This is a genomic window from Glutamicibacter sp., from assembly GCF_032154645.1.
In the GTDB taxonomy this organism is placed as follows: domain Bacteria; phylum Actinomycetota; class Actinomycetes; order Actinomycetales; family Micrococcaceae; genus Glutamicibacter.
Genome location: NZ_JALDXV010000004.1, coordinates 162,378 through 188,693 on the forward strand (window position 1 = coordinate 162,378; position 26,316 = coordinate 188,693).

The window sequence follows — 26,316 nt, forward strand, 5'->3', positions numbered from 1 at the left end:
GGCGCCGGTAGAGTAGGTAATCGTGAGCGTTTCATCCATAACCCTGAACATCGTTTCCCGTATAGCGATCGTCATTGCCGTGCTTTCGGCCCTTTCACTTGTCGCAACACTGGTGCTCTACTTCCAAGGAATCTCCATTCCACCGCTGGTCATGGCTTTGGGTGTCTGGGGACTGCCAGCAGCTTTCATCTTGGCAGCGGTAGTCGTCATCGGGAACATCATCAAGCGCCGAAGCAACTAATCTACTGCCCCAGTATTCATACAGGCGGCTCCCAGACTTCTTGGGCACACTAGGGTCATGAGTGCTAAAACCCCAGAAGCAAAACTTCTAGTTGTTGACGACGAGCCAAATATCCGCGAACTGCTCTCCACCTCTCTGCGTTTCGCAGGATTCGAAGTAGTTTCGGCGGCCAACGGTCGCGATGCGTTGGCTGCGGTTGAAGCCGAAGAGCCAGATCTAGCCGTGCTGGACGTCATGCTTCCAGACATGGATGGCTTTACCATCACCCGCAAGCTACGTGCGGCGGGGCGCCACTTCCCCATTTTGTTCCTCACCGCACGAGACGACACCTCGGACAAGGTCACCGGACTAACCGTTGGCGGCGACGACTATGTAACCAAGCCGTTCAGCCTCGACGAGGTGGTCGCCCGCATCCGGGCGGTCCTTCGCCGCACGTCCTCCGGCGAAGAAGAGAACGCGACCATCGTAGTTGCAGACCTTGAACTGGACGACGATGCCCATGAGGTTCGCCGCGCCGGTGAAATCATCGACCTCTCCCCGACCGAGTTCAAACTCCTGCGCTACCTGATGATGAACCCGAACCGAGTGCTCTCCAAGTCGCAGATTCTGGATCATGTGTGGGAATACGACTTCAACGGGGACGCCTCAATCGTCGAATCTTACATTTCCTACCTGCGTCGCAAGGTCGATCGCCCCGAGTGGCCAGCACTGATTCAGACCAAGCGCGGTGTTGGTTACCTCATGCGCACCCCCGACCGCCGCTAATCACCTTCGAACTCTGCATAGGGGCTCAAAAGTCATTTCATGAAGTCGATTCGTTCTCTTTGGCGACGCACTACACTGCGCACAAAATTGGTGGCAGTGATGTTTGTGTTGATGATTGTGGCAATTATTGCCACCGCAGCCGGTTCAGCCCACACGCTGCGGATCTCCATGACCAATCAAATCGATGCGCAGCTAAAGAGCGCCGGGCCGACCATGGGATTGGGCCTGAGCAAGGCCTACCTCTATTCGCTGGATCACGATGACGACCCCAGCGGGTTCAAGGACTTCGACCCGACGCTCTTGGGGCTGAACAGCTCCTATGCAGATATTCGCGATCAAGACGGCAAGATCGTCTACATCATGCCTCGTTCCAGGGTTTCCCTCGCTTCAACATCGGACTATCCGTTGCTGAATATGGAAAACATCGATCTACTTCTCGAAACCCCGAAGAAACCGGTCACCCTTCCGGGCATCAAGGCAAACTCCGCGGGATGGCGAACCATGGTCATGCCGTTGAAAAGCAGCAACCTGAACCTCTTCTTGGCCATTCCGCTGAACACCGTCAACAATACGGCGCAGCAGTCGGCAATTCTGGTTCTTTCCACAGGTCTCCTAGCCACACTGGTGATGTCGATGATCGCGTACGGGCTGACCAGCCGTTCGTTGAAGCCGCTGCTCAAGGTTGAACGCACCGCATCGATGATCGCAGCCGGAGATCTTTCCCAGCGAGTGACGGACTATCCCGAAGAAACCGAAGTTGGACGATTGTCGCGTTCCTTGAATGCGATGTTGGCCCAAATTGAAAAGGCGTTCATCGACAGAGAAGTCTCGGAGCAAAAGATGCGACGATTCATCCAAGATGCTTCGCACGAATTGCGTACACCACTGGTGACCATTCAGGGTTATTCCGAGTTCTACAGGCACGGAGGTCTGGCCAATCCGGAGGCTCTTGACTCGGCCATGAGCCGTATCGAAGCCGAATCAAAACGCATGGCTCAGCTCGTTGAAGACCTGCTGATGCTCGCCCGGCTGGATGAACAACGCCCCATGGAGAAGCAGTCGGTTGATCTCTTAGTTCTGGGCCAAGATGCTGTTGAGGACACCAAGGTCCGAGCCCCGGACCGCGAGGTCAAACTCGTCGGGCTTTTCTCGAATCAGCCGAGCCCTGCCAGCACCGTGGGCGATGACGCACGCATCCGTCAGGTCATCGGCAATCTATTGACCAACGCCTTGCGCTACACGCCGGAGGGGACCCCCATTGAGATTGCGGTGGGTGTCCGCTCCCTGGTAGCCGGCGCAATTGACGCGGTGTTGGAGGTCAGGGACCACGGACACGGAATCCCTGAGGAAGAGGCGAAGCGAATCTTTGAACGCTTCTATCGTTCCGACAGCTCGCGCCAGCGAGAGACCGGAGGATCCGGTCTGGGTCTCGCAATTGTCGCAGCCATTGTCCAACAGCACGGCGGTTCAGTTTCGCTGACCCAAACCGAAGGCGGAGGCGCGACCATGGCAATCTCCCTGCCTTATGTGCCTATGCCAGAGCCTCGTGACGATGACGACTTCGACGAGGATCCGCCAGCGGTTCAGTCCTGATCCGGTTCTCCACAACCGGCAGCTGTCCGGTGCTTGGGGGCCGCGCAGATTCTTACCTTTAATACATCCATCCCGATGAAAGGTAAGGAGACATCATGAGTACGTTCTCTACGAACACCGGAGAAATGCAGGCGAAGTCCCAGGCGGTTATGAACACCATTGACCGCTTGCGCTCAGAGGTTTCTACAATGCAGATGAACCTCGACCAACTGCAAAGCACCTGGCAGGGTTCTGCCGCGGCTTCCTTCCAATCAATTGTTGCCGAGTGGCGTTCTACCCATATGCGCATCGAAGAGGCCCTTGGAAACATCGCAACGGCCCTGCACCATGCCTCTGCTCAGTATGAGGAAGTGGAACAGGTGAATACCTCGTTGTTCCGCTACTAGCGCGAAACCACCGTCCCCTCCAGTCTCTCAATGCACGTGGCCGCCGTCTCTCGGAGTAATCCGAGAGACGGCGGCCACAAAGCTTGGTTACTTCGCTACGTTCTTGCGTCGCTGTCCCACGAAGAACGCGCCCGAGAGCGCCAGCATGGCGCCGATTCCGGCAACGGCCAGTGAGTCGAAACCTGTGTCCGCAAGCTCATTCTGTGCTGTCGCCTGAGGCTTTACTTTGGAGGCGGTCTCATTGGTATCTTCTGTCGCCGGCTTCTCATCGATGTTGCCAGCGGGCTGAATCTCGACCTCGTCCTTCGGTTCAGTGCCCTCTGTATCTACCGGGTCTTCGTTATCGCTGGGCTGCTGATCCGTATTTCCGGTTCCGTCTTCTTCGCTGCCCTCGGCACCAAAGTAGAACAAAGCAAACGCGTCGAGCCATTCGCTATCGTAGTTTTCGTCGAGGAAATTCAGCAGTTCGTCGTATTCTTCATCGCTTGCGTTATCGAGGAGGAACGCCAGATATTCAAACTGGATCTGCCGGCCTTCATCTGTTTCGAAGTATTCTTCCCAGTCATCCGCGCCCCAGGAATCTACGTCGCTTGGCAAACGATCGGCAATGCCTTCCCAGAAAGCGAGGTCATCTTTGATGTCTTCGTCGCTGGGTTCAAATTGCGCCAGAAACTCTTCTCCCTCGGGTGTCTCGTAGAAAGCTTCCCATTCGCTTGCGTCCCAGTCTTCGCTCCCCTCAGGGTATTGGATTTCTTCGATGTCACTGGCAGGTGGCAAATCATCCGTGGAGACTTCCGCGGTTGGTGAGTCGTCCTGAGGTCCCTTTGCTTCTTGAGCAACGGTAGCCGTTATGGATTGCTCGATTGACGTCATCTGGGTGACTTCCGAGGGGGCTTTCGACTGTTCGGCAACCTCTGTAGTTGCTGTTGCGTCGTCGGCAGAGCCGTCTGCCTCAGATGATTCATTGACGGGTTCCGATGCAGCTTCTTGGACACTTCCCGTTGAGGTTTCTGGCTCTTCCACCATCTCAGGGACAACCGGAATTGCTTGTTCAGCCTCCGTAGGAGCCGGATCCGACTCCGTAACAGGTGCAGCTTCAGCTGGTTCAACTAGATTGCTGACCAGGGCCTCTGATGTGGAGTTCTCGGTTGCTTGCGAGCCGCTCACGTCCTCCAAGGTGCTGCTGAGGGCTGGTTCATCGATTATTTCTGATGCTTGTGCCGGGACTGCAGCGAGCAGCATTCCCGATATCACTGCTGCCGAGAGCAGGGAGGTGCTTGCCTTTGGCGACATTATTGTCCTATTCCCCAAAAGTTGACGCGTGGCAAGGGCAAATCTGCCCAGATAGGCCGAAAGGCCTAGCATGTCACGTGTAAGGTGCCGAATGATGAGACATAATCTATCCGAAGAAAATCATTCCGCATAGTTTTATTTTTGCCTTAGGCACCGCAACCGGACCGTTAGGCAATGACTCCAGATGTTTGCCGAAATCTTCAGGCGTGGTTGCCGTAAAACCACGTACTCTTATCACTATGGGAATCTTGATCGATCCGCCGCTGTGGCCAGCGCACGGCACCTACTTCTCCCACTTGGTCTCAGACATCTCGCTGAATGAGCTGCACGAGTTCGCCAAGGAGCAGCAACTTCCACCGCGCGCCTTTGACCGCGACCATTATGACGTTCCTCTGGAACGCTTTGAACAGCTGGTCACCGCCGGCGCCCGCAAAGTCACAGCCAATGAATTGGTCAAGGCCCTAATCACCTCTGGCCTTAGGATCCCAGCCAAGTATCGGCCGGAGAAGCTGAACGTCATTCTTGCTCGGCGTTGGGCCAAAACTCTTCCGACTGAACCAGGGTTAGGCCGAAGCCTCCTGACATTGTGGGCTCAAGAACACCGGCATTACCATGACAGGGTTCATCTGCTATCGACATTGGAAGCCATCGATTGGTTGGCCAAGGAGCAGGTGAACGGTCAAGAACTGATGCTTTTGCAGCTGGCAGCGTGGTTCCATGATGCAGTCTATGAAGCGACCGCCGAGGATGAAGCGAAGTCTGCGATCCTCGCCCGGGAGCGGCTAAATGGCATCTTGTCCGAGGATGCCGTATCCAAGGTGAGCCAGCTGGTTCTGCTTACCGCTGGGCACAACCCGCAGCAGCAAGACAAGCTTGGACGGATCCTTTGCGACGCAGATTTGGAGGTACTGGCTAGGCCGGCGCCTGCGTACCAACGTTATGCCGAAGCTATTTACTGCGAGTACTCACACTACGCCAGGTCAGATCTGGCCAAGGGAAGAATCAAGATTCTCGGTTCGCTTCTGGAAAAGCCGGCGATCTACAACACTCAGCGCGGTGCCGAGCGGTGGGAAGCAGCAGCCCGCAGCAACCTGTCCGCGGAGATCAAACTGCTGGAAACCTGGCTATGAATCATTAAAGGCCAGTGGCCCGTTCCAACTGGAACGGGCCACTGGCTCGCCTGATCGACTAGGAGCCGAACGGTCCGGGGAAGCTTAGAAGCCGCCCATTCCGCCCATGCCACCCATGTCATCACCGGCTGGAGCAGCGCCAGCAGGAGCTGGCTTGTCTGCTACAACAGCTTCGGTGGTCAGGAACAGTGCAGCGATCGAAGCAGCGTTCTGCAGCGCCGAACGGGTCACCTTCACTGGGTCGTTGACGCCAGCTTCCAGCAGGTCCACGTACTCGCCGGTGGCGGCGTTCAGGCCGTGGCCGGCAGCCAGGCCCTTGACCTTGTCGGCGACGACGCCTGGCTCCAAGCCGGCGTTCAGGGCGATCTGCTTCAGTGGGGCTTCGATGCCAACACGAACGATGTTCGCGCCGGTGGCCTCGTCGCCTTCCAGCTCCAGCTTGGCGAATGCTGCTGCGCCAGCCTGGATCAGTGCAACGCCGCCGCCGGCGACGATGCCCTCTTCAACTGCTGCCTTGGCGTTGCGCACTGCGTCTTCGATGCGGTGCTTGCGCTCCTTGAGCTCAACCTCGGTGGCTGCGCCGGCCTTCAGTACTGCGACACCTCCGGAGAGCTTTGCGTGGCGCTCCTGCAGCTTCTCGCGGTCGTAGTCCGAGTCGGTGTTCTTGATCTCGGCTGCGATCTGTGCCTTGCGGCCTTCGATGGCGTCGGCTTCGCCGCCGCCTTCAACGATGGTGGTCTCGTCCTTGGTGATAACCACCTTGCGGGCGGTACCCAGAACTTCCAGGCCCACGTTGTCCAGGGACAGGCCGATCTCTTCGGAGACAACCTGGCCACCGGTGAGGATGGCGATGTCGGTCAGCATGGCCTTGCGGCGGTCTCCGAAGCCTGGAGCCTTGACAGCAACGGACTTGAACAGACCACGGATCTTGTTCAGGATCAGGGTGGCCAGAGCCTCGCCCTCAACGTCTTCTGCGATGATCAGCAGCGACTTGTTCGACTGCATGACCTTCTCCAGCAAGGTAACCATGTCCTTGACCGAGGAGATCTTCGAGTTGACGATCAGGATGTATGGGTCCTCCAGCACGGTCTCCTGACGCTCAGCGTCGGTGACGAAATATGCGGAGATGTAGCCCTTGTCGAAGCGCATGCCCTCGGCCAACTCCAGCTCAAGGCCGAAGGTGTTGGACTCTTCAACGGTGATAACGCCCTGCTCGCCGACCTTGTCCAGAGCCTCGGCGATCAGGCCACCGATTTCGGTGTCGCCAGCGGAGATCGAAGCGGTAGCTGCGATCTGTTCCTTGGACTCAACCTTCTTGGCGGCTGCGAACAGTTCTGCAGTGACGGCTTCTACGGCCTTGTCGATACCGCGGCGCAGTGCGATTGGGTCGGCACCTGCAGCAACGTTGCGCAGGCCTTCCTTAACAAGTGCCTGAGCCAGAACGGTTGCGGTGGTGGTACCGTCGCCAGCGACGTCGTCGGTCTTCTTGGCAACTTCCTTGACCAGCTCTGCGCCGATCTTCTCGTAAGGATCCTCCAGCTCGATCTCCTTAGCGATGGAAACACCATCGTTGGTGATCGTAGGGGCGCCCCACTTCTTTTCCAGAACAACGTTGCGGCCGCGTGGGCCCAAGGTTACCTTTACGGCGTCGGCAAGGGTGTTCAGGCCGCGTTCTAGTCCGCGGCGTGCTTCCTCGTCAAATGCAATCATCTTGGCCATAGTGGCTTAAGGTCCTTTCGGGGACGATTTTGCGAAAATGCAACCGACAGACAGCGCCCGCGACGGACGAGTGCTCCGGTGCGGCATCGGGCCGACCACCGTCTCAGCTCTCGCTATCTGAGGTATTCTTCACGCTCCGTGCGTTGCCACAACTGTGCCTCAGGTCCTGCCCAAAAATGTGCAAAGCCGATCGGTGTTAGCAGTCGCAACGCATGAGTGCTAATACAAATATTGGCACTCTCGCCCTGCGAGTGCAAGCCGATCGGCTCACAGCGAAGAGTTCTTTCGGGTGGGAGCTACTGCGTCTCGAGTACGTTATCCGAGCCCATCACCACAGTTACCCTGTTGGGAATGTTTGTGGTCTGGTAAACTTCGTCGACGCCGAAGATTTCAGCGATCTTTTCCGCAGTGGCGCGGTAGGCGTCTGAAGAATAGTAGATGTCGGTAGTCTGCGAGGACTTGGTCCAGTCTCCCGTGGCAACATTCGTGAATCCGGCCTCGGTCAGCGCGTCCTGCCCCAGCGATGCCGCACCGAGGGTATTCGAGCCGTTGTACACGCCGATCAGTTGACCATAGAGCACCTCGGAGTCGTCGATGGTGCTGCTTGGAGATTCGCTAGGTGACTGACTGGCGCTTTCCGATTCGCTCGGCTCAGCGCTTTGCGCCTGGTTCTCGCCACCGGTTTCCTCCGGGTTTTGAGAAGCGGTGGTGGTACTTCCAACTCCCAATGGCGCACCGCCGGAAGGTCCGAAGAAGTAAGCAAGCAGGCCGACAATGATCACCGCAACTGCCGCCACGACTACCCAACGCAGTTTGCCCCCGGGGGCTTTGGAGGCAACCGACTGCGCCCAACCGTGGGCATGGTGCGAGCCCACACGGGTATTAAACTCCGGTACGCGATCGAATTCGTCACGTGGGTAGTTGGTCATTCTTGTCCTTGCTCGAGGTCTGACTGGTCGCGGCAGGCATCCAGGATTTATCGCCCGGCTGCCGAGTTTCCGCTCACACGACGCTTGGTAGAGCGGGCTCTGCGCAAACGTTTGACCAGCATTGGGTCGTAGGCCAGCGCCGCGTCGGTCTCTATGAGCTGATTGAGTAGCTGATAGTAGTTCGTCGGCGACATGGAGAACTGTTTAGTAATTGCTTGTTCCTTGGCCCCGGCATACTTCCACCACAACTTTTCCATGTTCAGGATTTGTTGGGAACGCTCATCCAGCTCGGAGTCGGGATTCATTACGAAATCCACGAGCACTTCGCCCTCTGCCATGCGTTCTCACCTCATTCCTCGTCCATGATCTTGCCGGGTTGTGGCCTTGCGATAGGATCCGCACCGTGCGGACATACCACCGACATTCTAACCAACTCACCAGCACAGCGCCGAAGCCACCACCCGGATATCGCCAGAAAACGGCAGAATAGGTCACATGGACAACTCCCAGTCAGCACTTTTCGACCTAGCTGAACCAGAGAACACCCCGCTCTATGAAGCACAAGACTTCCCGTTCTACCACGGCGCCCAGTACCTGGCTGAACACGGTTTCATCGCCGATGACTGGGTGCCGGTGCTGCGGCCCCTGGATCTGAAGCTGCGGGCCATCGCAATTGATCTAGCTGCCCGGAGCAGCTCCGGAGAGCATCTGCTTCCGGCGCCGAACGTGATGTTGCGCGCATTGCAGATTCCTTTGGCAAAGGTAAAGGTGGTGGCCATCGGCCAGGATCCATATCCCACGGTGGGCCATGCAATCGGTCTGGCCTTCGCGGCCGAGGCCTCCGTGCGCCCGTTGCCGCGGTCATTGGCGAACATCTATAAGGAGTTGGAATCTGACTGCGGCATTGAACGCGCCGCCCATGCCGATCTGAGCAGCTGGCATACCCAAGGGGTGCTTCTATTGAATCAGGCGTTGTCGGTGTCGGCCGGAAATGCCGGCGCTCACCTGAAAATCGGGTGGACCGAGGTAATTGAAGCAGTAGTCGCCGCCCTCAATGAACGCGCTACCCCACCGGTGGCACTGCTCTGGGGAAAACACGCGCAGAAGATGGCTCCCCTAATGGACCGAATGCCCCAGCTTGCCAGCGCGCACCCTTCACCGCTGTCGGCGTCGCGTGGCTTCTTCGGATCCAAGCCCTTTTCTAAGATCAATCGGCTGCTCACCGAATCTGGTGAACAGCCGATTGATTGGAAGATCCCGGAGGTTTAGCGCCGGCGGATCAGCCTGCGCTCGCGCCGCGCCCTGGAGGTCAGGGGCCTGCACAATGTATCGCCGAAGACTACGCCTCCGGCAATGGACAGCATGATGGCAAAGGCATTGAACATTTCAACCAGACCGCGGGACATGTCATCCACCTCGAAAACGATGCCGTACATGGCGCGGAAGATCATCAAACCTGGCAGCAGGAACATCACCGCAGGGGCTGCAATCACCAGCTGCGGCGAGCGCAGCTTGTCGGCCGCAAAACGAGCCGCAAAGCCGATCACCGTGGCAACTACCGCGGGAGTGGCCCGTGCGCCCAGACCGATCAAGTCGCAAAGCATCTGCACCAGGTAGCCTCCTACCGCAATTGCGGCGGTGGGAAGCAGGAGCTTCACCGCGGTCTGTTCGGTCACCGAACCGGCGATGATCGCCACCGCCACCAGAATGATCAGCAGCCACGATGGGTACTCGATCTTCGCAATCTGGTGGACATCGACGCTCTCTCCGCCCAGCACCGAGGAAATCACCAGTGCCGTTGAGATTCCGGAGACGATCGCCGTGTACGTCAGCCCTGCGGAGAACAGGCGGCCCACGGCGGTCACCGGGAAGCCGTTGATCGCGTCCTGCAGCGCAGAAACGAATCTGCTGGAGGGCAGCAGAAGCAAGATGCCGCCGGAAACTACCAGCGCAGGGTCAATGGGGGCCTGAAGTTCATAGCTGATAAGCGCAATGCCCGTGACCACGAAGCTGGAGGCCGCAATGGTGAAGAATTCGGGAACCCGCCACCGTGCCCCGTAGCGTCCCACCTGAGAGACGATCGAAGCCGAGGCCATGGCGACCAGGGCCCCGAGCCAGGAGCCCCCGATAAACAGCACAAAGGCCGCGGCGAAGACCGCATTGCCGCAGGAGACGACCCAGCGCGGGAACGGCTTAGGCTGACGCGTGATCTTCTTCAGCCGCTTGGCCGATTCGCTGCGCGAGACGCCTCCGGCGATGATGTCCGAGACCAGCCGATGCACCAGGACCAGGCCCGCGTAGTTGGATGTTGAGGAACGCACCACCCGGAGGATGGAATAGCTCTCCGCGTCCGGCGGACTGTAGTTCAGGTGCAGCGACTGATTGGTGATGTCAACGTCGAGGTGGCTCAGACCCAGCGCAGCAGTGACGGCGATGACGCTGGTTTCGACTTCCAAGGCGCCGGCGCCGTAGCGGATTAAGGTCTCCCCCAGATCCAGCGCGAACTCTATGGTCCGGCGGGCCGAAGCATCTTGCTCCGAATTGACCTTGGGGTTGGCATAGGGTGTTCCCTGCAGCCGGTCCACGATGTTCAACGCCTGGGTAGGAGGAGCAGTCGAAATCCACATCTTGGCAAGAAGGCTTCGCGCCACCGGGTTGGCGCGCGTGGGCACCAGTGTCACACCGTCTTCGTTCGTGTGCACCTGACCGGTACGCGATTCAAGATCGGTGACATCGGCCGCCGCGACATTCGCGCTCATCGCGGTGTTCAGCGGCAGCTCAAATGAAACCGGCTGTTCTTGAACCACCTGTTCTTCAACCTGTCCAAGCTTGATTTCATTGGCGGTAATGCGTGGCAGCGCGCCAACTTCCGGCGCTGGGTCCTCCCCCGCTCGCGGCTGGTTCACTGGCCGCTGCTGCTTGTTATCCTGCGCCACAAATCACTCTCCACGAAGCGTTCGTTGTCCCATGTAAAAACGATACAACCGGACTTCATGAAGATGCTGGGGGAACCTGTCAAATACCTGCGTATCCCCGAACACATTTAACCCTGAACCCGGATCGGGAATAGTTTTACAGGCCCGCTGGTTATGCCAAGCAACTAACTTAGATACTTTTGCATGTACTTTTTGAAAGGTGAATTGCAGTGGACACCAGCAAGCAACTGCCACAGATCGGCGCTGAAACCTTCGGCGACATCACCGAGGACCAGCACGGCACACCGCTGACCCATGCGCAGGTCATTCGCAATGTGGTGGCGGAGGGCCAGAAGGCCGAAGAAGTGGGTTTGGACTTCTTTGGCATTGGCGAGCACCACCGTGACGATTATGCAATTTCATCCCCCGAAACGGTCTTGGCTGCGTTGGCGGCGACGACACAAAACATCAAGCTAGGCACCGCAGTCACCGTTCTATCCAGCGATGATCCGGTGCGCGTCTATGAACGATTTGCCACCCTCGACGCTTTGTCCAACGGACGAGCAGAAATCATTGCCGGTCGCGGCTCATTCATTGAGTCATTCCCGCTGTTCGGGTTCAACCTTGGAGACTACGAAGAACTCTTTGAAGAAAAGTTGGATCTGCTGACCCAGCTGCGGCACGGCACCCCGGTGACCTGGCAGGGTGAACATCGAGCCGCCTTGGAAGCACAGCAGGTGTATCCGCTGTTGGAAGGCAATCCGCTGGCCACCTGGGTGGGGGTCGGCGGTAGTCCACAATCGGTCATCCGTGCTGCACGCCATGGCCTGCCGCTATTCCTTGCCATCATCGGCGGGCAACCTGCCAACTTCGAGCCGCTGGTGGATCTGTACCATCGGGCATTAAAGCAATTCGGCCAAGCAGAACAGCCGATCGGCGCCCACTTCCACGGTCTGGTGGCGGATACCGACGAGGAGGCATTGGAACGCCTCTGGCCGCATTACCAGCGCACCATGAATCGACTGGGATCCGAACGCGGTTGGCCACCGGTAAGCCGCATGCGCCTGCAAGCTGCCATGGGACCAGAAGGTGCGATGATGGCCGGCAGTCCGGAAACCGTTGCCAAGAAAATGGCAAAGGTAGCTAAACAGCTGGGCCTCTCCCGCATCGACATCAAATACTCTGCGGGCTCACTGCCCCATGAAGACCTGATGAAGAGCATCGAATTGCTCGGCACCAAGGTCAAGCCTCTGGTTCACGAGCTGCTCACCGACAGCTGAGGTCGGGCCGAGAAAGGTTCCGCCCCGCATAACCGGCCGCGGCCTCCGGCGATCTGCTCCTGCCCAGAATCTGGGCAGGGGCAGCGTCGGTTAACGAACAAGGCATCGAGCGAAAGCCCGATGCCTAATTTTCTCTTCACTACTTGTGGATCTTACTGGACTCGAACCAGCGACCTTTCGCGTGTGAGGCGAACGCTCTAACCAACTGAGCTAAAGATCCATCTTGCTGCCAGCCGTTTCCGGCCCAACACCTAGATAAGCTTAGCCGTCTTATCGCTCAGCGGCCAAATCGATGCCCCCGACAGTCCAAAATGAAGCCTGAACGGCACACGATCCGGCTAGTTTTGAGACTCCTTAAAGATGCCCAAAACTGGCCCGTGACAAGCACTGAAAAACAGTACCATTTCGTTTATTTAGAGTTCACTTCAGAACGCCAGTTTCGACTTGTCAAAGTGGACTTTTACACCGCATAATTTTTCTAGCTCATCGAGCTCAAACTGGGCCCTACAAGGAAGCTGCCGGAAGCCGCCGGCAACGGTCCCCTCAAGGCCAACGAAACCGCCGAACGGCCATCGCCGGGAAGCAAAGCCTCTTTTTCGTTCGTTCTTAGCTTTTTAGGACCGTACCCAGTGTTTGAAAACCTGACTTTCTCTTTGTCATGCCTGTCTCCAAATGCGGTTGAGCGCGCCGAATTGGCGTCCCTCTACTCGGAAGTGGATGAGCGCTGGCAGCAGAAAATGGACCGTGCCCGCGCAGTGGTAACGGTCCGCGACGGCGAACTTCTCGTAGCCGCAGGTGTGGTCCATGATTCCATCCTGGCTCCCACCAGTGCCATGGATGCGCTCGAGCTCGGTTCGATGGCTGTCCGCCCGGATTACCGCCGCATGGGCATTCGCCAGCATGTCACCTCGTTGCGTCTCGAATTTGCACTCAAGGCGGGCGGAACGCCGATCACCATCATCAACTCGGCCAATCCTGCGTCCTGGGCCTACTACGAACGCTCGGAGCTGTGGGAACGCGAGCGCAGCTTTGAGCAGGACGAGCAGACCAAGTTCATCTACCGGGCCACCGAAAGTGCCCGTGACTGGGCCGCAAGCCTGCCGCAGGCCTCGCAGGACGCCATCAAGGTTGTCGCAGCGGCAGAGCCGATGCCCTCTACGGTTCCCACCATCGAGCTGGAAACCTCATTGGAGCAGGTCTTGGAGCTGCCGGCAGAACTCAGCGCCGTCGCCGCCCTGGTGCCTGCAATCCTCATTGGCCCCGAGGCCGACGACCATGATCCGCTCTTCGAGATGCACGGTGCAGATTCAGAGAACGACTGGTTCGGCACCGCCGCAGCAGATCCGGCCTTCTAGAACAGCGCATCCTGCTGCTCGTCCACCGCTTCGTGGCCGGGCAGCGGGGCCACCTCACCAGCCCGGCGAGCGCGGGCTGCCTCATGCAGGTCGATGGGGGTCACCTTGAGAACCTCGTCGACCATGGTGTTCAGGAACTGCGGAGCGGCGATGTCTTCGGGCACCGGGGCATGCACGCAGCGTACCGCCGGGTGCTCCACATCGTCATCCCAGTCAACCAGCAGCAACCCGGTGGCGGTGTAGCCGAAACCGTCGCCGAAGTCGCGCAGCTTGCGGATCATGTCCACCGTTCTCCTGAACGCGGCGGGCTCGCTGTCGAGGATCGTTGCACGCTGCACAAAGAAGAAGCCGACGGCCGCCAGCGGGTAGCGGGCGCGCAGGTTGGCGGCGTCGCCGTAGGCTTCCTCATACCTGTTTGAAAGGTTCTTGCCGAAGGAGGAGGTCATGGCCTTGGTGCTCAACAGCAGCTCGGGGCCGGTAGACCAGTGGGTCATCACCACATCGGTCTGCTTCATGTAGGCTCGGCCCAGAATGCGGGCGTCGGTGCTGCCCGCCTTGCCCGACATAATGGCTTCGTGGACCTCGTCCGAGAGCCGTTCGGGCAGTTTGCGCAGCAGCTCCAGGATGTCCTTGGACAGCACGCGCGGCGCCTCGGTACGCGGCCATACCAGATCAGCGTCGAAGCCGGCCCGCCGCAGTTCGTGGGCCAGCCAGGTGTCTACGCCCTGGGCAAAGCGGCCAGAACGGGTGGCCGCCTTTGACCGCACCGGGATGCTGAGCAGCCGTTCGAGCACGTCGAAGGAGGGGTTGAACTCATCGGTCACCGCCCCGTTGCGGATCCAGGGCGAGTCCTTGGGAGCCGACATCAAGGTGGTGTCGAACTCTGCAAAGGCGAGCGTCTTTTCCACTCCGGGGGTTGCCACGTTTAGCTTTTCACCGTCTTACTTCGGGCCTTGCGGCGTACCAACATATCTTTGCGGGCCTGATGCACCGCATCGAGGGCGGGTTCATCCAGCCCCAGCAGCTGTTCCAGAACGATCTGATCCACCAGGGTCGTGGCCTCGACCTTGCGCCCGTGGGCCAGGTGTTCGCGCACCTGGTCCTTGATGGAGCGAAGCTGCGGCGCGTATTCGGCCACCCTATGCGCCGAGGGCACCGGAAGCCTGTCCGCCTCGCGCGGCTCAACCTTCAGGATGCCTCCCCCATAGGAACGTCCCACCAGCTCGGCGCCGAGCATACTCAGCGTGTTCAGCGACGCCAGCGGCAGCAGCTCCCGTCCGAGCTCGCGCACATCCGCGCCGAGATAGACGCCGTGGATGGAGTTGATATGGTGCACCCCGGCCTCGTTCGTGGTCAGCCGCGGGGTATCGGCGTTCATATAGGTCATGAACAGATCCGGGACCGACAGCAGCGGCACCCGCCACCAGGGGGAACGCACGCGGCACTTATAGGCCCTGTCCACGCCTTCAAGCTCTCCCTGCTCGCTGTGCCGCAGCGCGGCGGCCGACGGTTGTGCGACGGGCCTGAACATGTACGTGGCAGCTCCGTGCTCTTCGAGTCGCGACCAGTCCTGCGCCGCCAACTCGAGCCCGCGCAGATGGCGGGAACCCGGCGGCGAGATGCGCACGTAGTCTTCACTGCCCAGGCCAAGGTCCTTTAGCTGGGCGGCGCTGAGCGTAAACCACTTGTTGTTGCCGGTGACGGCCCCCAGCGAGGTTTCACCCCAGCTTTGCAGCGGGGCAAAATTGCCGCCGGCCAAGGCCTGGGCCAAGATCCCCTGGGCTTCGAGTCCTACCAGCGAACCGGTCCAGCGTTCTCCCGTCGCTCCGGGAGTGTGCTCCACTCCCGCATCCAACAGCTCCAAGGCCGCCGCATTGCGGAACTGGTGCAGCTTCAGGCTTGTGCTGCTGCCGGTGCGATAACCGCGGGCAAGCAACAGCACCACTTCTTCCTGGGCGTCGGCAAAGATCCGCTCCTCGAAGACCACAAGGTTTACTTCTTCGAAGCGTTCAAGCAACATCTGCCGGATCGGTGCAGCGTAGTTCACGAACATCAGTTCGGCCGGCAGGACCAGGGCCATACTGGCTCCGGTGGCGAGGAAGCTGGTTGCGTGGGCGACGAAGGCCGCCCACATGCTCGCAAGTTCATTCAGCTCCACACCGGCGGTGCGGGCGGCCAGCCGGGACAGCCTGCGGTCTTCCCCGCGGTGCAGCTGATAACGCACGTAGGGCGGATTGCCGATCACCGCGTCCATATCGGCAGTGCCCTGCTGCTGGAAAAAGTTTGCATGCGTGATGCTGGCGTTGATGCCGCGCTCTGCTAGCAGGCCGCGCGCCGCGTCCACCGAGGGTTCATGCAGTTCAATGCCGAACAGTTCAACGTCGAAGCTCCCGTCCTGCGCCGTTTCATGCGCTGTGGCAAGAAATTGCGCCTCGCCACAGGAAGGCTCAAGCACCCGATGGCCTGTGGTTCCCAGGGCCCACCGGGTCATAAAGCGTGCTACAGGTTCAGGGGTGAAATACGCCCCGCGAGCATGGCGGGACGCTGCATCCTTGGTGGCTGTTTCTTTGTTCAACACGCATCGATCTTTCCATGGCCGTCAGACACTTTGGCTGCGGCCTTGGAACATGGTTGGAGGGGCAATCAACTCATTCTACGCACGGCACCGAGGCACCGCAGCGGCAGCATTAATGGGCGGTTTCGCCTTTGGCCTTGTGGATCAGTTTTTTGGTAGTCAAGACGATGACAGTAATCACGGAACCGATGATGAAGCCGGCCACGCAGGACAGTGCGGTATTGGTGAGCCATCCAAGTACGGGCCCTGCAGCGCCGGTCGCGTCGTGTACAGCCACTTCCAGGTGGTGCACATAGCCGTACAGCGTGTGCATGCCCAAGTCGTCCAGCCCCTTGAGCAGCAGGTGGCCACCAACCCAGAGCATGGCGACCACGCCTACCTTGCCGAGGATGGACATCACAATGGGCATCGCCTTGACCAGCCCTCGGCCGAGCTTCTGGGAGAACTGCCGCTTCTTCTGGGCAAGCATCAGTCCGAAGTCGTCCATTTTGACGATGAGGGCCACGGCCCCGTAAACCACAACCGTCATGAGAATCGCGACGGCAATGAGGATCAGGGTACGCATGATGAAGTTCTGGTCAGCCACTTCATTCAGTGAAATCACCATGATTTCGGCAGAGAGCACCAGATCTGTGCGCACCGCCGAAGCGATGATCACCTTTTCGTCCCGGGCTTTACCGTCTTCAATCGAACCGTGGTGTTTGATCCAGCCCAGTGCCTCAAGAATCTTTTCTGCGCCTTCAAATACCAGGTAGGCTCCGCCGACCATGAGGATTGGGGTGAGCGCGATGGGGAGGAAGGTCGAGAGCAACAGCGCCGCGGGGAGGATGAATAGCAGCTTGTTTCGGATCGAACCGACGGCGATCTTCCAGATGATCGGCAGCTCACGCTTGGGAGAAATGCCTGCGACGTACTGCGGCGTTACCGCAGCGTCGTCGACCACCACACCAATCGCCTTGGTGCTGGCCTTGGCCGCACCGGCGGCGATGTCATCCAATGATGCAGCGGTGACCTTTACCAGTGCTGCAATGTCATCGAGCAAAGCGACGAGGCCACCGGCCATATCTTTTCTCCTTGAAATCTTCAGCTTGGCCGTCAATCGCTGTCGGCCAAGAATAACTAGAGCCAATTTTACCGGCGTTGCCCCCGGGGCCGCTGCCTATACACGCTTCTTGGGATGCTTCTCGGGTCTATTGCCGTTCTCCTTCGGTTACCCAATCAATAACTAGAGAACTACGAACGCGCCAAACACGGTTAAGTGCAAATAACCCTCGGGGTTATACGACAACGCATAATTCCGAGAAATTGGTGAAGTACCTTACACGATTCGAATCGGCGCCCATCGGTCATCGCAACATCGCATTCATGGTTCGAATTGACGTTTCGGAGAGGTACCGCAAATTGAAGCCATCCAATGCGAAACCGCATATTCAGGCCAGCCGGATTGATTCCCGAGATCTGCGATTTGTCAAAGCACACAACATATAAAGGCCGGGAAAATCGATCCTCCATCGGTGTCAACACGAAGAATTATGAATATGCACCGCATTTCGAGATGCCATTCGAGCCCAGAGTTATCGTCGGGAGGTTACCCACAGACGAGACTGCGTAATTTTGAAATCAGAACCGCCAGATGAAATGCGACCTGGAGCCGGAAATCCCTGTCGAAAGAGGAGACGACCATCCAACTACTCGGTACCTGGGTCTCCGGCTGCGGCCCGCAGTATTGCTGCGTCAGAGGGTAAGTTCAGAGCAAGGGCATCGACGAGCGCTGGCAGAATCATCAACGTCAGCGCCCGCCCGAAGCTTCAACTAAACTCTTTCCAAACGACGACTCAATCCCCCAACTTTTTGCAAGTTTGATTGGGCATGGTTCAGGAGCTGGTAGCGGTTCCTATCACGGGGATTGTTCTTCATGGCCTCGCAAGTTGGAATGGCCAGTGCCACAGCCGTATGCCGCCAATGTTTAACACGAAATTCCTTGCGGCCCACAGCCAGAACCTCTTTGAAGAACTGTCCGGACGTCTTCTTTGGAGAAGCAACGTCGACAACTCGCAGCGCATTCTGCGGTGTCGTAATGTATAGCATCTGCAAGTGATCAGATCCGGGCGCAATCATAGCGAGCAACACCGCCCGCCCGTGCACCGAAACCATTCCCATGGCATCGTTGAGTGATTCCACATGGTTTGTGATCACGACTGGCATCCCTTTGAACCAACCATACTGCTCTAAATGGCTCTTGCCTTCACGAGTTGCGAGAAATTCTGCGACCCTGACTGCGGTTTGAGTTCTCGTTATTCTGCTCGGCATTTTAAAGGTACTTCCCTTCTTGCTTCATGTAACAGAAAACTAAATGTCGTGCGTCTATGCCATATCGAAATTGGTAGCATCCGGTGTTTCAAGGGGGCGGTCCAACCAGCCCGCCGGAAGGGCTAGGTCTTCTAAATGCGCCGGGTTTGAAATCAAAGTCTCATGCCCAGCGACTGCGAACTGTAGATTCCTAACTTCGAATTGAACACCCAACATGTGTTCCATTTGCGGGACCACTTCTTCTGTCGCGTATTCAACAAGTTCAGTCAACAATCGCTCGGATTTTGCAGTGCAGACCAAATTGACGACCAGCTCTTCAGGCGCGCCATTAATGGTGCAACTTGCCGAGCGCGTCCACCCCTTGGCACGGCACTGCTCGGAACCCCAAAATGCAACCTGCGAGATTTTTGAAGCCCAGGCAGCACCTTGCGGATTGCTGTTTGATGCTACGAGTACTGCAAACTGCTCTCTTTTCATCTTTCTCTCCAGTGCGTAGCGGCGTTCGTAGTAAGGTATTTATGTAGCTAGTCTAACCTTTAGCTAGGCTACATATGATAGAGCGAGTTAAGCAAGCTGGACTTCACATCGAGGCGTGAAAGGCGTCAGGGTGCGCGGGATGGCCCGCAGCCAGCAGGAAAGGAGCAAGCATGCCTTCGTACGATACGAGCGACTACTGGTACACCGAGGAAAGCTCGACATCCGACCCAACCGAACTCCTCAATCTACTGCGCCAATATCAGGAAGCTGAGCGCAAAATGAGAACACATACCCGCGGCTCCATGGGGATGAGTGAAAACGACATGCATGCTTTGTATTTCCTTTTACGCGCACACAGCGAGAGCCAGATTCTTCGTCAGAGAGACTTCACCAGAGAATTGGGGATCTCTGATGCATCTGTTTCCGGCTTGATCGACCGGTTATGCCGAGATGGCTACGCGCAAAGAATCGTACATCCCGCAGACCGACGATCCGCAGGCATTATCCCTACCGAATACAGTGACTCTGAAGTAAGAGCAACATTAGAAAGCATCCATCAAAGGATGCAGGAGACGGCTGAAAATTTATCCCCTGAAGAACGAACCGGTGCTGCGAGATTTCTCCGGCTCATGATCAACTGCATCAACGAAGAGCGCAAAACAAACGAAGGCCAGCCTCGCAACAAGTAGTTCCACCACACGTCACCGAAATCTTTATAGATACATCAGAAGACGCGAGGCGCATCAAACAGGGAGCTGGGTGCGATAACCATTGATCACCTAGCCTCAAACTTCTGCGCTATCAACACCAAGATCATCGGTACGAGCGAAAGGCTCAGACTGACGATAGCGGCCCTGATAACCACCCTTATTCCACAGCAACGTTGGAGATCAGCGCCCAGGAATTCCAGTCACTAAGGACTGTCATCTGAGCCCCGTACGACGCTACTGAATGCCAGCCCTTGAATGCATATCAACGCCGCGGACCACTGCCTTGTCGACAATGAAAAATCCCCGGATTCATGCAGCCAGGCACGCTTCCGAGGATTTAGTGGAGCCCCCTACCGGATTCGAACCGGTGACCTTCAGTTTACAAGACAGACGCTCTGGCCAGCTGAGCTAAGGGGGCGTACCGATTAAGAATATCGGATGACCGGGCAAGTCTGCGAATTAAGCGCCAGCACCGGCATTAACTGGCTGTGGGGCGGGAACCGAATTTCGGTTTCCGCCCCACAGCCTTGAGTGCGAGATTGCTATGGGAGTCTACCCGATCCCTGCAATCTGTCTAGGCCCCTGGACCGATTACTTGTTCGCCTTGATGGCGTCGTTCACGGTGGTCGGGAAGTCCTGGGTAGCGAGATCGACGACCTTGCCCTGCACGATGACGGTAGGAGTTCCTGCGATGCCGTCGTTCTTCGCCGCCTGGGTGGTGTACTGAACGTAAGGACGGAAGTCGCCCTTGTCGATGCAGGAGGAGACCTTGTCGCTTGCACCAGCGGCCTTCGCCATTTCTGCAAGCTGTGCGTTCTTCATTTCGCCCTGCTCATAGTGGCCCCACAGAGCGGTCACGAATGGCATGTATGCCGATGGGGTGTCGTTGGCAACGCATGCCAAAGCATTGGCTCCGCGCGAGGAGAAGTTGGTTGCCGAACCGCCGTCAAGGTACCCGACGTTGCGGTATTCAACGGTGACGTCCCCAGCTGCCAACCAGTCGTTGATCTGCTTGCCGTAGGTTGCCTCAAAGTCGGCACAGTGAACGCAGTTTGCATCCACATACATGGTGATGTTGACCGGCTCGCCCTTCTTGCCGACGGTCAGGTCGCGGGGCTTAGGCTCGGTGGGAGCTTCGGCTGGCGCCTGCAGCTGGGTGATGTCCACGTTGTCGACGGTCTTATCGGCAACCGTGGTTGGTGAAGTTACCAAAATGCCGCCAGCAGCATTGCCGCCGGCTGGCACGGCGCCTGCGTCGGCAACCTTGGTGTCGTTGTTCTGGACAATCAGGGTGACAACCAGTGCGATCACAAGGATCACCGCACCAAGTACGCCGAGCTTGACGAATAGCGACTTGCGCTTAGCCGCAGCTTCCTGAGTTGCTCGCATCTGAGCAGCCTTTTCACGGGCGCTAGCCGTACGCTCGGCCTTGGATGGGCGCGGGTTATTTGTAGCCATAAATCAAAAGATCCTTGGGTCAGCGGAATACTGTCAACTGCATCAAGCTTAGCCAATAGAATCGATGATTTTCCGTGAAATCTGCGATTCTTCAACGTTCACAGGTGGCACATATGCTCCACCAATTGCCGGCTAAGGACGGCTCTCTCAAAACTTGAGTGTTCAACCAAGTCATTTCGCGTTACGTGGAATCGGTGCATGACGGAGGTCACAGGATCCCAAAATTGAGTTGTTTACGTCACGTTGAAGGTAAAACGTCGGCATAATTCCTTTGCCCACGATAATTCACTAGGCTCAGCACTAGAGAGCAATTAACTTGCAGGGTAGAGAATCACGCTCGAGGCCCAGGTTCCGTTAGACCACCGGTGCGCAGGTTGGAGATCAAGCCAGGAGGTTCATCGTGGATAACCCGACAACAGGTCAAGATACAGGCAACGGCTACGATTTCGTGGTGGTAGCCAACCGCCTGCCGGTAGACCGGGTAACCAATCCCGACGGCACCCAGGGGTTCCGGCGCTCCCCCGGTGGTCTTGTGACTGCACTGGAACCGGTCATGGCATCCTCCGACGGCGCATGGGTCGGCTGGCACGGCGGCATCGACGACGAACTTGAGAGCTTCGATAAGGACAACATCCACCTAGTGCCGGTCCCGCTCAGCGAAGATGATCTGGAACTGTACTACGAAGGCTTCTCAAATTCGACGCTGTGGCCGCTGTACCACGATGTCATCGTCCCGCCCGCCTACCACCGCACCTGGTGGGACCGCTACAAGCGGATCAACCAACGATTTGCCGACGCCGTGGTGCGCATCGCCGCCCCCAACGCCACCGTATGGGTACACGACTACCAGCTGCAGCTGGTTCCGCGGCTGCTGCGCCTTGCCCGGCCCGACCTAAAGATCGGGTTCTTCCTCCACATTCCGTTCCCGGCCGCTAGCCTGTTCTCCCAGCTTCCGTGGCGCCGGCAAATCCTTGAGGGCCTGGCCGGAGCCGATCTGGTGGGCTTCCAACGCGAAGCCGATGCCACCAATTTCCTGCGCTGCCTGCGCCGCTTCACCGAATATCAGACCAAGGACCATGAGGCTACGCCTCGACCGGAGCATGACCTGCAGAATATCTGCCGGGCGGATGCCCATCCGATCTCCATCGACTACGAACAAATCCGGCGGCTCTCGCGCGACCCGCAGATCATCGCCCGCGCAGCGCAGATCCGCCATGAATTGGGCAACCCCAAAACCATCATGCTCGGCGTGGACCGGCTGGACTACACCAAGGGCATTCGCCACCGTTTGAAGGCCTACGGAGAATTGCTCAACGACGAACAGCTGCAGGCAGGAGATGTCTGCCTGATTCAGGTGGCAAGCCCCAGCCGCGAGAACGTCGATACGTATATGGAGCTGCGCGACCAGGTGGAGCTCATGGTCGGCCAGATCACCGGCCAGTTCGACACGCTGAGCCACACCACGCTGCGCTATCTTCACCATTCCTACCCGCTGAAGGAAATGATGTCCCTCTACCTTGCAGCCGACGTACTCCTGGTCACCGCGCTGCGCGACGGGATGAACCTGGTAGCCAAGGAATATGTTGCAGCTCATCAGGACGGACGCGGCGTGCTGGTGCTTTCCGAATTCACCGGGGCCGCAGACCAGCTCACCCAATCCGTGATGGTCAATCCGCACGATATCGACGGTATGAAGGTCAAGATCATGCAGGCGGTCAACATGCCGGAGGGCGAGCAGGAGAAACGCATGAAGCGCATGAACCACCACCTCGCGGAGTTCGACGTAGCCCGCTGGTCCAACCGCTTCCTCACGGAGCTGTCGCAGATCAACACCAGTTCAATCCCCACCGTCGCCGCGGCGAACGGTTCGTAGTTCTCGATGAGCAATAGATTGGATGGCGACGTGGCATCGCTGACGCCGCAGTTACTTCACGACCTACAAGCTTTCACCGCGCATCAGCGCATCCTGGTTGCCCTTGACTTCGACGGCACCCTTTCGCCCTTGGTCGACCACCCGCAGGATGCAAGGCCGCTGCCGCGCTCCGCCCAGCTGGTTGCCCTGCTTGGGACGCTGCCGGGGGTATCTACGGCGGTGGTATCGGGGCGCAATCTCGCGTCGCTGGCCGAGGTCTATCCTGCCCCGCTGCCGGAAATTCAAATCGGCTCCCATGGAGCAGAGCGGGTTCTTCCCGCAGCACTGCACAACATCTGGCAAGAGGCGCCCCTGTCATCGGAACAGTCGGCATTGCTGGCGACGCTGACCGAAAGGCTCGCCAAGGTTGCCGACGGCTTTGAAAATGTCTCGTTGGAACTCAAACCGACTGCCACGGTGCTCCACGTTCGCAGGGCTGCACCTGAAGACCAGGAACCAGCCCTGCAGCAGGCACAACTGGCGCTACAAGATCTACACGGAGTGAAGACGATGCTGGGCAAGGCAGTACTTGAAGCCTCGGTCCTGCACACCGACAAGGGCAAGGCCCTGACGTGGCTGCGTGAAGAGCTTGATGTTCAGGCGGTGCTGTTTGTCGGCGACGACGTCACCGATGAAAACGGATTCCGCGTAATGCAGCCCCAAGACGTTTCGGTCAAGGTTGGCCACGGTCCCACAGCTGCCATTCACCGCATTGATTCGCCCTTCGCCGTACCGGATCTTTTGCAAAACCTCGTTTCCATGCGAACATAAAGTGTCCCAATTCACTTTCACTTCGGATCGTCGGGCACGTACCTGCCCGTGAAAGGATTGTCGTTATGGCAACTGTGACCTTTGACAAGGCCACCCGTGTATACCCAGGCGCTTTGGTGCCATCCGTCGACGGAATCGACTTGGAAATCGCGGATGGCGAATTCCTCGTTTTGGTCGGCCCCTCGGGTTGCGGTAAATCAACCACACTTCGCATGCTCGCAGGCCTGGAGGAAGTTAACTCCGGCCGCATCCTCATCGGCGATAAGGACGTGACGAACGTTCCGCCCAAGGACCGAGACATCGCGATGGTCTTCCAGAACTATGCGCTCTACCCTCATATGACGGTTGGCGAAAATATGGGCTTCGCCTTGAAGATCGCCGGCGTCGACAAGGCGGAGCGCAGCCGTCGAGTACAGGAAGCAGCAGAGCTGCTGGACCTGGTCCAGTACCTGGATCGCAAGCCAAAGGCCCTCTCCGGCGGCCAGCGCCAGCGAGTTGCCATGGGCCGCGCAATTGTCCGCTCCCCACAGGTGTTCCTGATGGATGAGCCGCTGTCCAACCTCGATGCAAAGCTGCGTGTGCAGACCCGCACCCAGATCTCATCATTGACCAGACGCCTTGGTGTCACCACGGTTTACGTGACCCACGATCAGGTCGAGGCGTTGACCATGGGCGACCGCGTCGCTGTACTCAAGGATGGACAGCTTCAGCAGGTTGGAACCCCACGCGAGCTATATGACCGTCCGCGCAACGTGTTCGTCGCCGGATTCATCGGCTCGCCAGCGATGAACCTGCTGGAACTGGAAGCTGCCAACGGCCAGGTAGCGTTTGGCAACACCCTCATCAATGCGTCTGGTGCGGCAGGGGCAACCACCTTGGGCATCCGCCCGGAAGACATCCAGTTCGTCAACGAGGGTGAAGGTGTTGAGATCACCATCGACGTCGTCGAAGAGCTGGGTGCAGATGCTTATGTCTACGCATCAGCTGAACTTGGCGGCACGACTCAGACCATCGTTGTCCGCGTTGACGGGCGTACCCCGCCGGCACGTGGGCAGCGTCTGAACATTGCGCCCAAACTGCAGCACATACACCTGTTTGATACACGCAGCGGCCTTCGACTCGAAGAAGGCTAAATAGGCTGACAAGGTCGGTGGGCTCGGAACTTCGGTAGAAGTCCGAGCCCACTCACTTTATGCATCGAGTTAAACACCAAGGGCCCCGAGAAAACTCGGGGCCCTTGGCAAATTATGCCCGGCGATGACCTACTCTCCCACACCCTCCCGAGTGCAGTACCATCGGCGCAGTGGGTCTTAGCTTCCGGGTTCGGTATGGGACCGGGCGTTTCCCCCACGCTATGATCGCCGTAACTCTAGCCCACACGGATAATCCGTGGGAAAACTACGGTGTCCTTCGCATTGCGACAACTCCATAACTATATCAGCAAGGTCGCGGCTAAAGCCAATCCAGAGGCGGATCAGCAACGTGCTCTTCGCCATATGACTTCTGGAGGCTAATCCAATTTCCAGTTCGACACAGCTACGATTCGGCCCCCTCACCACAGCAGACAGCCTGTCCGGCTCAGTCGTTGCTGCCTTCGTTGACTTCACGGCGTTCTACTTGTTCAATGAGCGGCCTCCATCGGTGAACAGCCATCCGCGGTACAGCACGGATATGGCCCTGTGAGTTGTCGGCGTTCTTAAAAATACTTGTCGCATCTTCAGCTGTTGAAGTTCGCCCGGACCACTTGAGCGCACCTTGATAGTGCCAGCAAATGGGTGTGCCAGGCGACGCTAGCGCGCTAGACTCGCTCCATGCCTACGCCAGAGAATGAACGTGCATTACTACTTCGCGATTATTTGGACGCAGCAAGAGAAGCGATTGTATGGAAATGCCAGGGCCTATCCGATACCCAGGCCCGCACTCCAATAACGCCTACGGGGACGCACGTCATGGGCCTGCTCGTTCATTTGTCGGTGACCGAAACTGGTTACTTCTTCAAAGGCCTCGGCCGAAAAATAGAGGATCCTTTGATCCAGGAGATTATCGAGTCGGCAGATCCGCAGGCAGAATTCCTTCCGCCACAGGAAATGACGCTAGCCGATGCTATCGCTCTCTACGAGGCGACAACCAAGGCGGTCGACGTCGTCTTAGACGGAATAGCACTGGACACGATCATCAAGGTATCTTGGCGAAAGAACGGGCAAGCCACACTCGAGCGGATGCTGGTGCACATGATTGCTGAAACGCACCGCCACGCAGGCCATATGGATCTGATCAGAGAACTACTCGACGGCTTTGTCGGTCTTTATCCTGAGGCGCCGAGTATTGCTGATCTATCCGAGGAGCAATGGCACGAACAGTATCAGCGCGTGCAACGTCTTGCCGCCCAGTAGGACGCTGTTGTGTGTCCTGCAGCGCCCACCACCACCCCGAACACCCGCGGCTTTAACCACAAAAAGGGCCCACCAGGACCCCCAAACACCCCCAGCCATCCACC

General features: G+C 58.0%; 24 protein-coding genes, 2 tRNA genes and 1 rRNA gene. 13 read left to right on the forward strand and 14 right to left on the reverse strand.

The window, feature by feature from the left end; all coding sequences use genetic code 11:
* The first annotated feature begins 22 nt into the window (after positions 1–22).
* From RUH64_RS05840 to RUH64_RS05855, 4 genes are all read left to right on the forward strand, one after another.
* Positions 23–241, forward strand: a complete 219-nt coding sequence (locus RUH64_RS05840; protein ID WP_313812048.1) for a hypothetical protein — start codon at positions 23–25, stop codon at positions 239–241.
* A 57-nt stretch (positions 242–298) separates the two neighbouring features.
* A complete protein-coding gene (locus RUH64_RS05845) occupies positions 299–1,006 on the forward strand; it encodes a response regulator transcription factor (protein ID WP_313812049.1) in 708 nt (235 codons plus the stop codon).
* Positions 1,007–1,105: 99 nt separating this feature from the next.
* The gene (locus tag RUH64_RS05850) at positions 1,106–2,599 is read left to right on the forward strand and encodes a HAMP domain-containing sensor histidine kinase (RefSeq protein WP_313812078.1); all 1,494 of its coding nucleotides are present in this window, start codon (positions 1,106–1,108) and stop codon (positions 2,597–2,599) included.
* Between the two features lie 95 nt (positions 2,600–2,694).
* On the forward strand, positions 2,695–2,985 hold the full coding sequence (locus tag RUH64_RS05855; protein ID WP_313812050.1) for a WXG100 family type VII secretion target: 291 nt from the start codon (positions 2,695–2,697) through the stop codon (positions 2,983–2,985).
* Positions 2,986–3,072: 87 nt separating this feature from the next.
* Here the strand turns inward: RUH64_RS05855 and RUH64_RS05860 are convergent, their stop codons facing one another.
* On the reverse strand, positions 3,073–4,227 hold the full coding sequence (locus RUH64_RS05860) for an LPXTG cell wall anchor domain-containing protein (RefSeq protein ID WP_313812052.1): 1,155 nt from the start codon (positions 4,225–4,227) through the stop codon (positions 3,073–3,075).
* 290 nt (positions 4,228–4,517) lie between these two features.
* Between RUH64_RS05860 and RUH64_RS05865 the strand changes: the two genes are divergently transcribed.
* On the forward strand, positions 4,518–5,408 hold the full coding sequence (locus tag RUH64_RS05865; protein ID WP_313812054.1) for a DUF4031 domain-containing protein: 891 nt from the start codon (positions 4,518–4,520) through the stop codon (positions 5,406–5,408).
* An 84-nt stretch (positions 5,409–5,492) separates the two neighbouring features.
* On the opposite strand, the gene groL is transcribed toward RUH64_RS05865, so the two are convergent.
* The 3 genes from groL to RUH64_RS05880 all read right to left on the reverse strand — a co-directional run bounded on the left by groL (position 5,493) and on the right by RUH64_RS05880 (position 8,394).
* Entirely contained in the window at positions 5,493–7,127 is a 1,635-nt protein-coding gene (groL, locus tag RUH64_RS05870) for a chaperonin GroEL (RefSeq protein WP_313812055.1), read from the reverse strand.
* A 296-nt stretch (positions 7,128–7,423) separates the two neighbouring features.
* On the reverse strand, positions 7,424–8,056 hold the full coding sequence (locus RUH64_RS05875) for a LytR C-terminal domain-containing protein (RefSeq protein ID WP_313812056.1): 633 nt from the start codon (positions 8,054–8,056) through the stop codon (positions 7,424–7,426).
* 47 nt (positions 8,057–8,103) lie between these two features.
* Positions 8,104–8,394: a DUF3263 domain-containing protein gene (locus RUH64_RS05880; RefSeq protein WP_313812057.1), complete on the reverse strand. Its 291-nt coding sequence runs from the start codon at positions 8,392–8,394 to the stop codon at positions 8,104–8,106.
* A 157-nt stretch (positions 8,395–8,551) separates the two neighbouring features.
* Here RUH64_RS05880 and RUH64_RS05885 point away from each other — a divergent pair, with 157 nt between their 5' ends.
* Entirely contained in the window at positions 8,552–9,325 is a 774-nt protein-coding gene (locus RUH64_RS05885) for a uracil-DNA glycosylase (RefSeq protein ID WP_313812058.1), read from the forward strand.
* Here RUH64_RS05885 and RUH64_RS05890 read toward each other — a convergent pair.
* Entirely contained in the window at positions 9,322–10,992 is a 1,671-nt protein-coding gene (locus RUH64_RS05890; protein WP_313812059.1) for a threonine/serine exporter family protein, read from the reverse strand. The genes RUH64_RS05885 and RUH64_RS05890 overlap by 4 nt on opposite strands.
* Before the next feature lie 209 nt (positions 10,993–11,201).
* Between RUH64_RS05890 and RUH64_RS05895 the strand changes: the two genes are divergently transcribed.
* Positions 11,202–12,251 carry an LLM class flavin-dependent oxidoreductase gene (locus RUH64_RS05895; RefSeq protein ID WP_313812061.1) on the forward strand — a complete coding sequence of 350 codons (1,050 nt, stop codon included), beginning with the start codon at positions 11,202–11,204 and terminating at the stop codon, positions 12,249–12,251.
* A gap of 146 nt (positions 12,252–12,397) precedes the next feature.
* Here the strand turns inward: RUH64_RS05895 and RUH64_RS05900 are convergent.
* Positions 12,398–12,471, reverse strand: a tRNA-Val gene (locus RUH64_RS05900).
* 409 nt (positions 12,472–12,880) lie between these two features.
* Between RUH64_RS05900 and RUH64_RS05905 the strand changes: the two genes are divergently transcribed.
* Positions 12,881–13,606: a GNAT family N-acetyltransferase gene (locus RUH64_RS05905; RefSeq protein WP_313812063.1), complete on the forward strand. Its 726-nt coding sequence runs from the start codon at positions 12,881–12,883 to the stop codon at positions 13,604–13,606.
* Here the strand turns inward: RUH64_RS05905 and RUH64_RS05910 are convergent.
* The 5 genes from RUH64_RS05910 to RUH64_RS05930 all read right to left on the reverse strand — a co-directional run bounded on the left by RUH64_RS05910 (position 13,603) and on the right by RUH64_RS05930 (position 18,968).
* A complete protein-coding gene (locus tag RUH64_RS05910; protein WP_313812064.1) occupies positions 13,603–14,529 on the reverse strand; it encodes a hypothetical protein in 927 nt (308 codons plus the stop codon). The genes RUH64_RS05905 and RUH64_RS05910 overlap by 4 nt on opposite strands.
* A 2-nt stretch (positions 14,530–14,531) precedes the next feature.
* The gene (locus tag RUH64_RS05915) at positions 14,532–16,184 is read right to left on the reverse strand and encodes an N-6 DNA methylase (RefSeq protein WP_313812065.1); all 1,653 of its coding nucleotides are present in this window, start codon (positions 16,182–16,184) and stop codon (positions 14,532–14,534) included.
* A gap of 109 nt (positions 16,185–16,293) precedes the next feature.
* Positions 16,294–17,244, reverse strand: a complete 951-nt coding sequence (locus tag RUH64_RS05920; RefSeq protein ID WP_313812066.1) for a DUF808 domain-containing protein — start codon at positions 17,242–17,244, stop codon at positions 16,294–16,296.
* A gap of 749 nt (positions 17,245–17,993) precedes the next feature.
* Positions 17,994–18,377 carry a hypothetical protein gene (locus RUH64_RS05925; protein WP_313812067.1) on the reverse strand — a complete coding sequence of 128 codons (384 nt, stop codon included), beginning with the start codon at positions 18,375–18,377 and terminating at the stop codon, positions 17,994–17,996.
* Positions 18,378–18,545: 168 nt separating this feature from the next.
* Positions 18,546–18,968: a hypothetical protein gene (locus tag RUH64_RS05930; RefSeq protein ID WP_313812068.1), complete on the reverse strand. Its 423-nt coding sequence runs from the start codon at positions 18,966–18,968 to the stop codon at positions 18,546–18,548.
* Between the two features lie 170 nt (positions 18,969–19,138).
* Between RUH64_RS05930 and RUH64_RS05935 the strand changes: the two genes are divergently transcribed.
* Entirely contained in the window at positions 19,139–19,657 is a 519-nt protein-coding gene (locus RUH64_RS05935) for a MarR family transcriptional regulator (RefSeq protein WP_313812070.1), read from the forward strand.
* 362 nt (positions 19,658–20,019) lie between these two features.
* Here RUH64_RS05935 and RUH64_RS05940 read toward each other — a convergent pair.
* Positions 20,020–20,096: transfer RNA gene (locus tag RUH64_RS05940), tRNA-Thr, on the reverse strand.
* Positions 20,097–20,269: 173 nt separating this feature from the next.
* Positions 20,270–21,136 carry a thioredoxin domain-containing protein gene (locus tag RUH64_RS05945; protein WP_313812071.1) on the reverse strand — a complete coding sequence of 289 codons (867 nt, stop codon included), beginning with the start codon at positions 21,134–21,136 and terminating at the stop codon, positions 20,270–20,272.
* 400 nt (positions 21,137–21,536) lie between these two features.
* Here RUH64_RS05945 and RUH64_RS05950 point away from each other — a divergent pair, with 400 nt between their 5' ends.
* From RUH64_RS05950 to RUH64_RS05960, 3 genes are all read left to right on the forward strand, one after another.
* Entirely contained in the window at positions 21,537–23,009 is a 1,473-nt protein-coding gene (locus RUH64_RS05950; RefSeq protein WP_313812072.1) for a trehalose-6-phosphate synthase, read from the forward strand.
* Positions 23,010–23,015: 6 nt separating this feature from the next.
* Positions 23,016–23,819: a trehalose-phosphatase gene (gene otsB, locus RUH64_RS05955; protein ID WP_313812073.1), complete on the forward strand. Its 804-nt coding sequence runs from the start codon at positions 23,016–23,018 to the stop codon at positions 23,817–23,819.
* Positions 23,820–23,884: 65 nt separating this feature from the next.
* Complete coding sequence (locus tag RUH64_RS05960) at positions 23,885–24,952, forward strand: sn-glycerol-3-phosphate ABC transporter ATP-binding protein UgpC (protein ID WP_313812074.1); 1,068 nt, start codon at positions 23,885–23,887, stop codon at positions 24,950–24,952.
* A 116-nt stretch (positions 24,953–25,068) separates the two neighbouring features.
* Here RUH64_RS05960 and rrf read toward each other — a convergent pair.
* Positions 25,069–25,185 (reverse strand): 5S ribosomal RNA (gene rrf, locus RUH64_RS05965).
* Between the two features lie 445 nt (positions 25,186–25,630).
* Here rrf and RUH64_RS05970 point away from each other — a divergent pair.
* Entirely contained in the window at positions 25,631–26,212 is a 582-nt protein-coding gene (locus tag RUH64_RS05970; RefSeq protein ID WP_313812076.1) for a DinB family protein, read from the forward strand.
* Positions 26,213–26,316: the final 104 nt, after the last annotated feature.

Coding starts and splice junctions, on each gene's coding strand:
- RUH64_RS05845 (WP_313812049.1), top strand. CDS start 299: ATGAGTGCTAAAACCCCAGAAGCAAAACTTCTAGTTGTTGACGACGAG.
- RUH64_RS05885 (WP_313812058.1), top strand. CDS start 8,552: ATGGACAACTCCCAGTCAGCACTTTTCGACCTAGCTGAACCAGAGAAC.
- RUH64_RS05920 (WP_313812066.1), bottom strand. CDS start 17,244: ATGGCCGGTGGCCTCGTCGCTTTGCTCGATGACATTGCAGCACTGGTA.
- RUH64_RS05935 (WP_313812070.1), top strand. CDS start 19,139: ATGCCTTCGTACGATACGAGCGACTACTGGTACACCGAGGAAAGCTCG.
- RUH64_RS05860 (WP_313812052.1), bottom strand. CDS start 4,227: ATGCTGCTCGCTGCAGTCCCGGCACAAGCATCAGAAATAATCGATGAA.
- RUH64_RS05875 (WP_313812056.1), bottom strand. CDS start 8,056: ATGACCAACTACCCACGTGACGAATTCGATCGCGTACCGGAGTTTAAT.
- RUH64_RS05865 (WP_313812054.1), top strand. CDS start 4,518: ATGGGAATCTTGATCGATCCGCCGCTGTGGCCAGCGCACGGCACCTAC.
- RUH64_RS05880 (WP_313812057.1), bottom strand. CDS start 8,394: ATGGCAGAGGGCGAAGTGCTCGTGGATTTCGTAATGAATCCCGACTCC.
- RUH64_RS05855 (WP_313812050.1), top strand. CDS start 2,695: ATGAGTACGTTCTCTACGAACACCGGAGAAATGCAGGCGAAGTCCCAG.
- RUH64_RS05930 (WP_313812068.1), bottom strand. CDS start 18,968: ATGAAAAGAGAGCAGTTTGCAGTACTCGTAGCATCAAACAGCAATCCG.
- otsB (WP_313812073.1), top strand. CDS start 23,016: ATGAGCAATAGATTGGATGGCGACGTGGCATCGCTGACGCCGCAGTTA.
- RUH64_RS05945 (WP_313812071.1), bottom strand. CDS start 21,136: ATGGCTACAAATAACCCGCGCCCATCCAAGGCCGAGCGTACGGCTAGC.
- RUH64_RS05970 (WP_313812076.1), top strand. CDS start 25,631: ATGCCTACGCCAGAGAATGAACGTGCATTACTACTTCGCGATTATTTG.
- groL (WP_313812055.1), bottom strand. CDS start 7,127: ATGGCCAAGATGATTGCATTTGACGAGGAAGCACGCCGCGGACTAGAA.
- RUH64_RS05960 (WP_313812074.1), top strand. CDS start 23,885: ATGGCAACTGTGACCTTTGACAAGGCCACCCGTGTATACCCAGGCGCT.
- RUH64_RS05850 (WP_313812078.1), top strand. CDS start 1,106: ATGTTTGTGTTGATGATTGTGGCAATTATTGCCACCGCAGCCGGTTCA.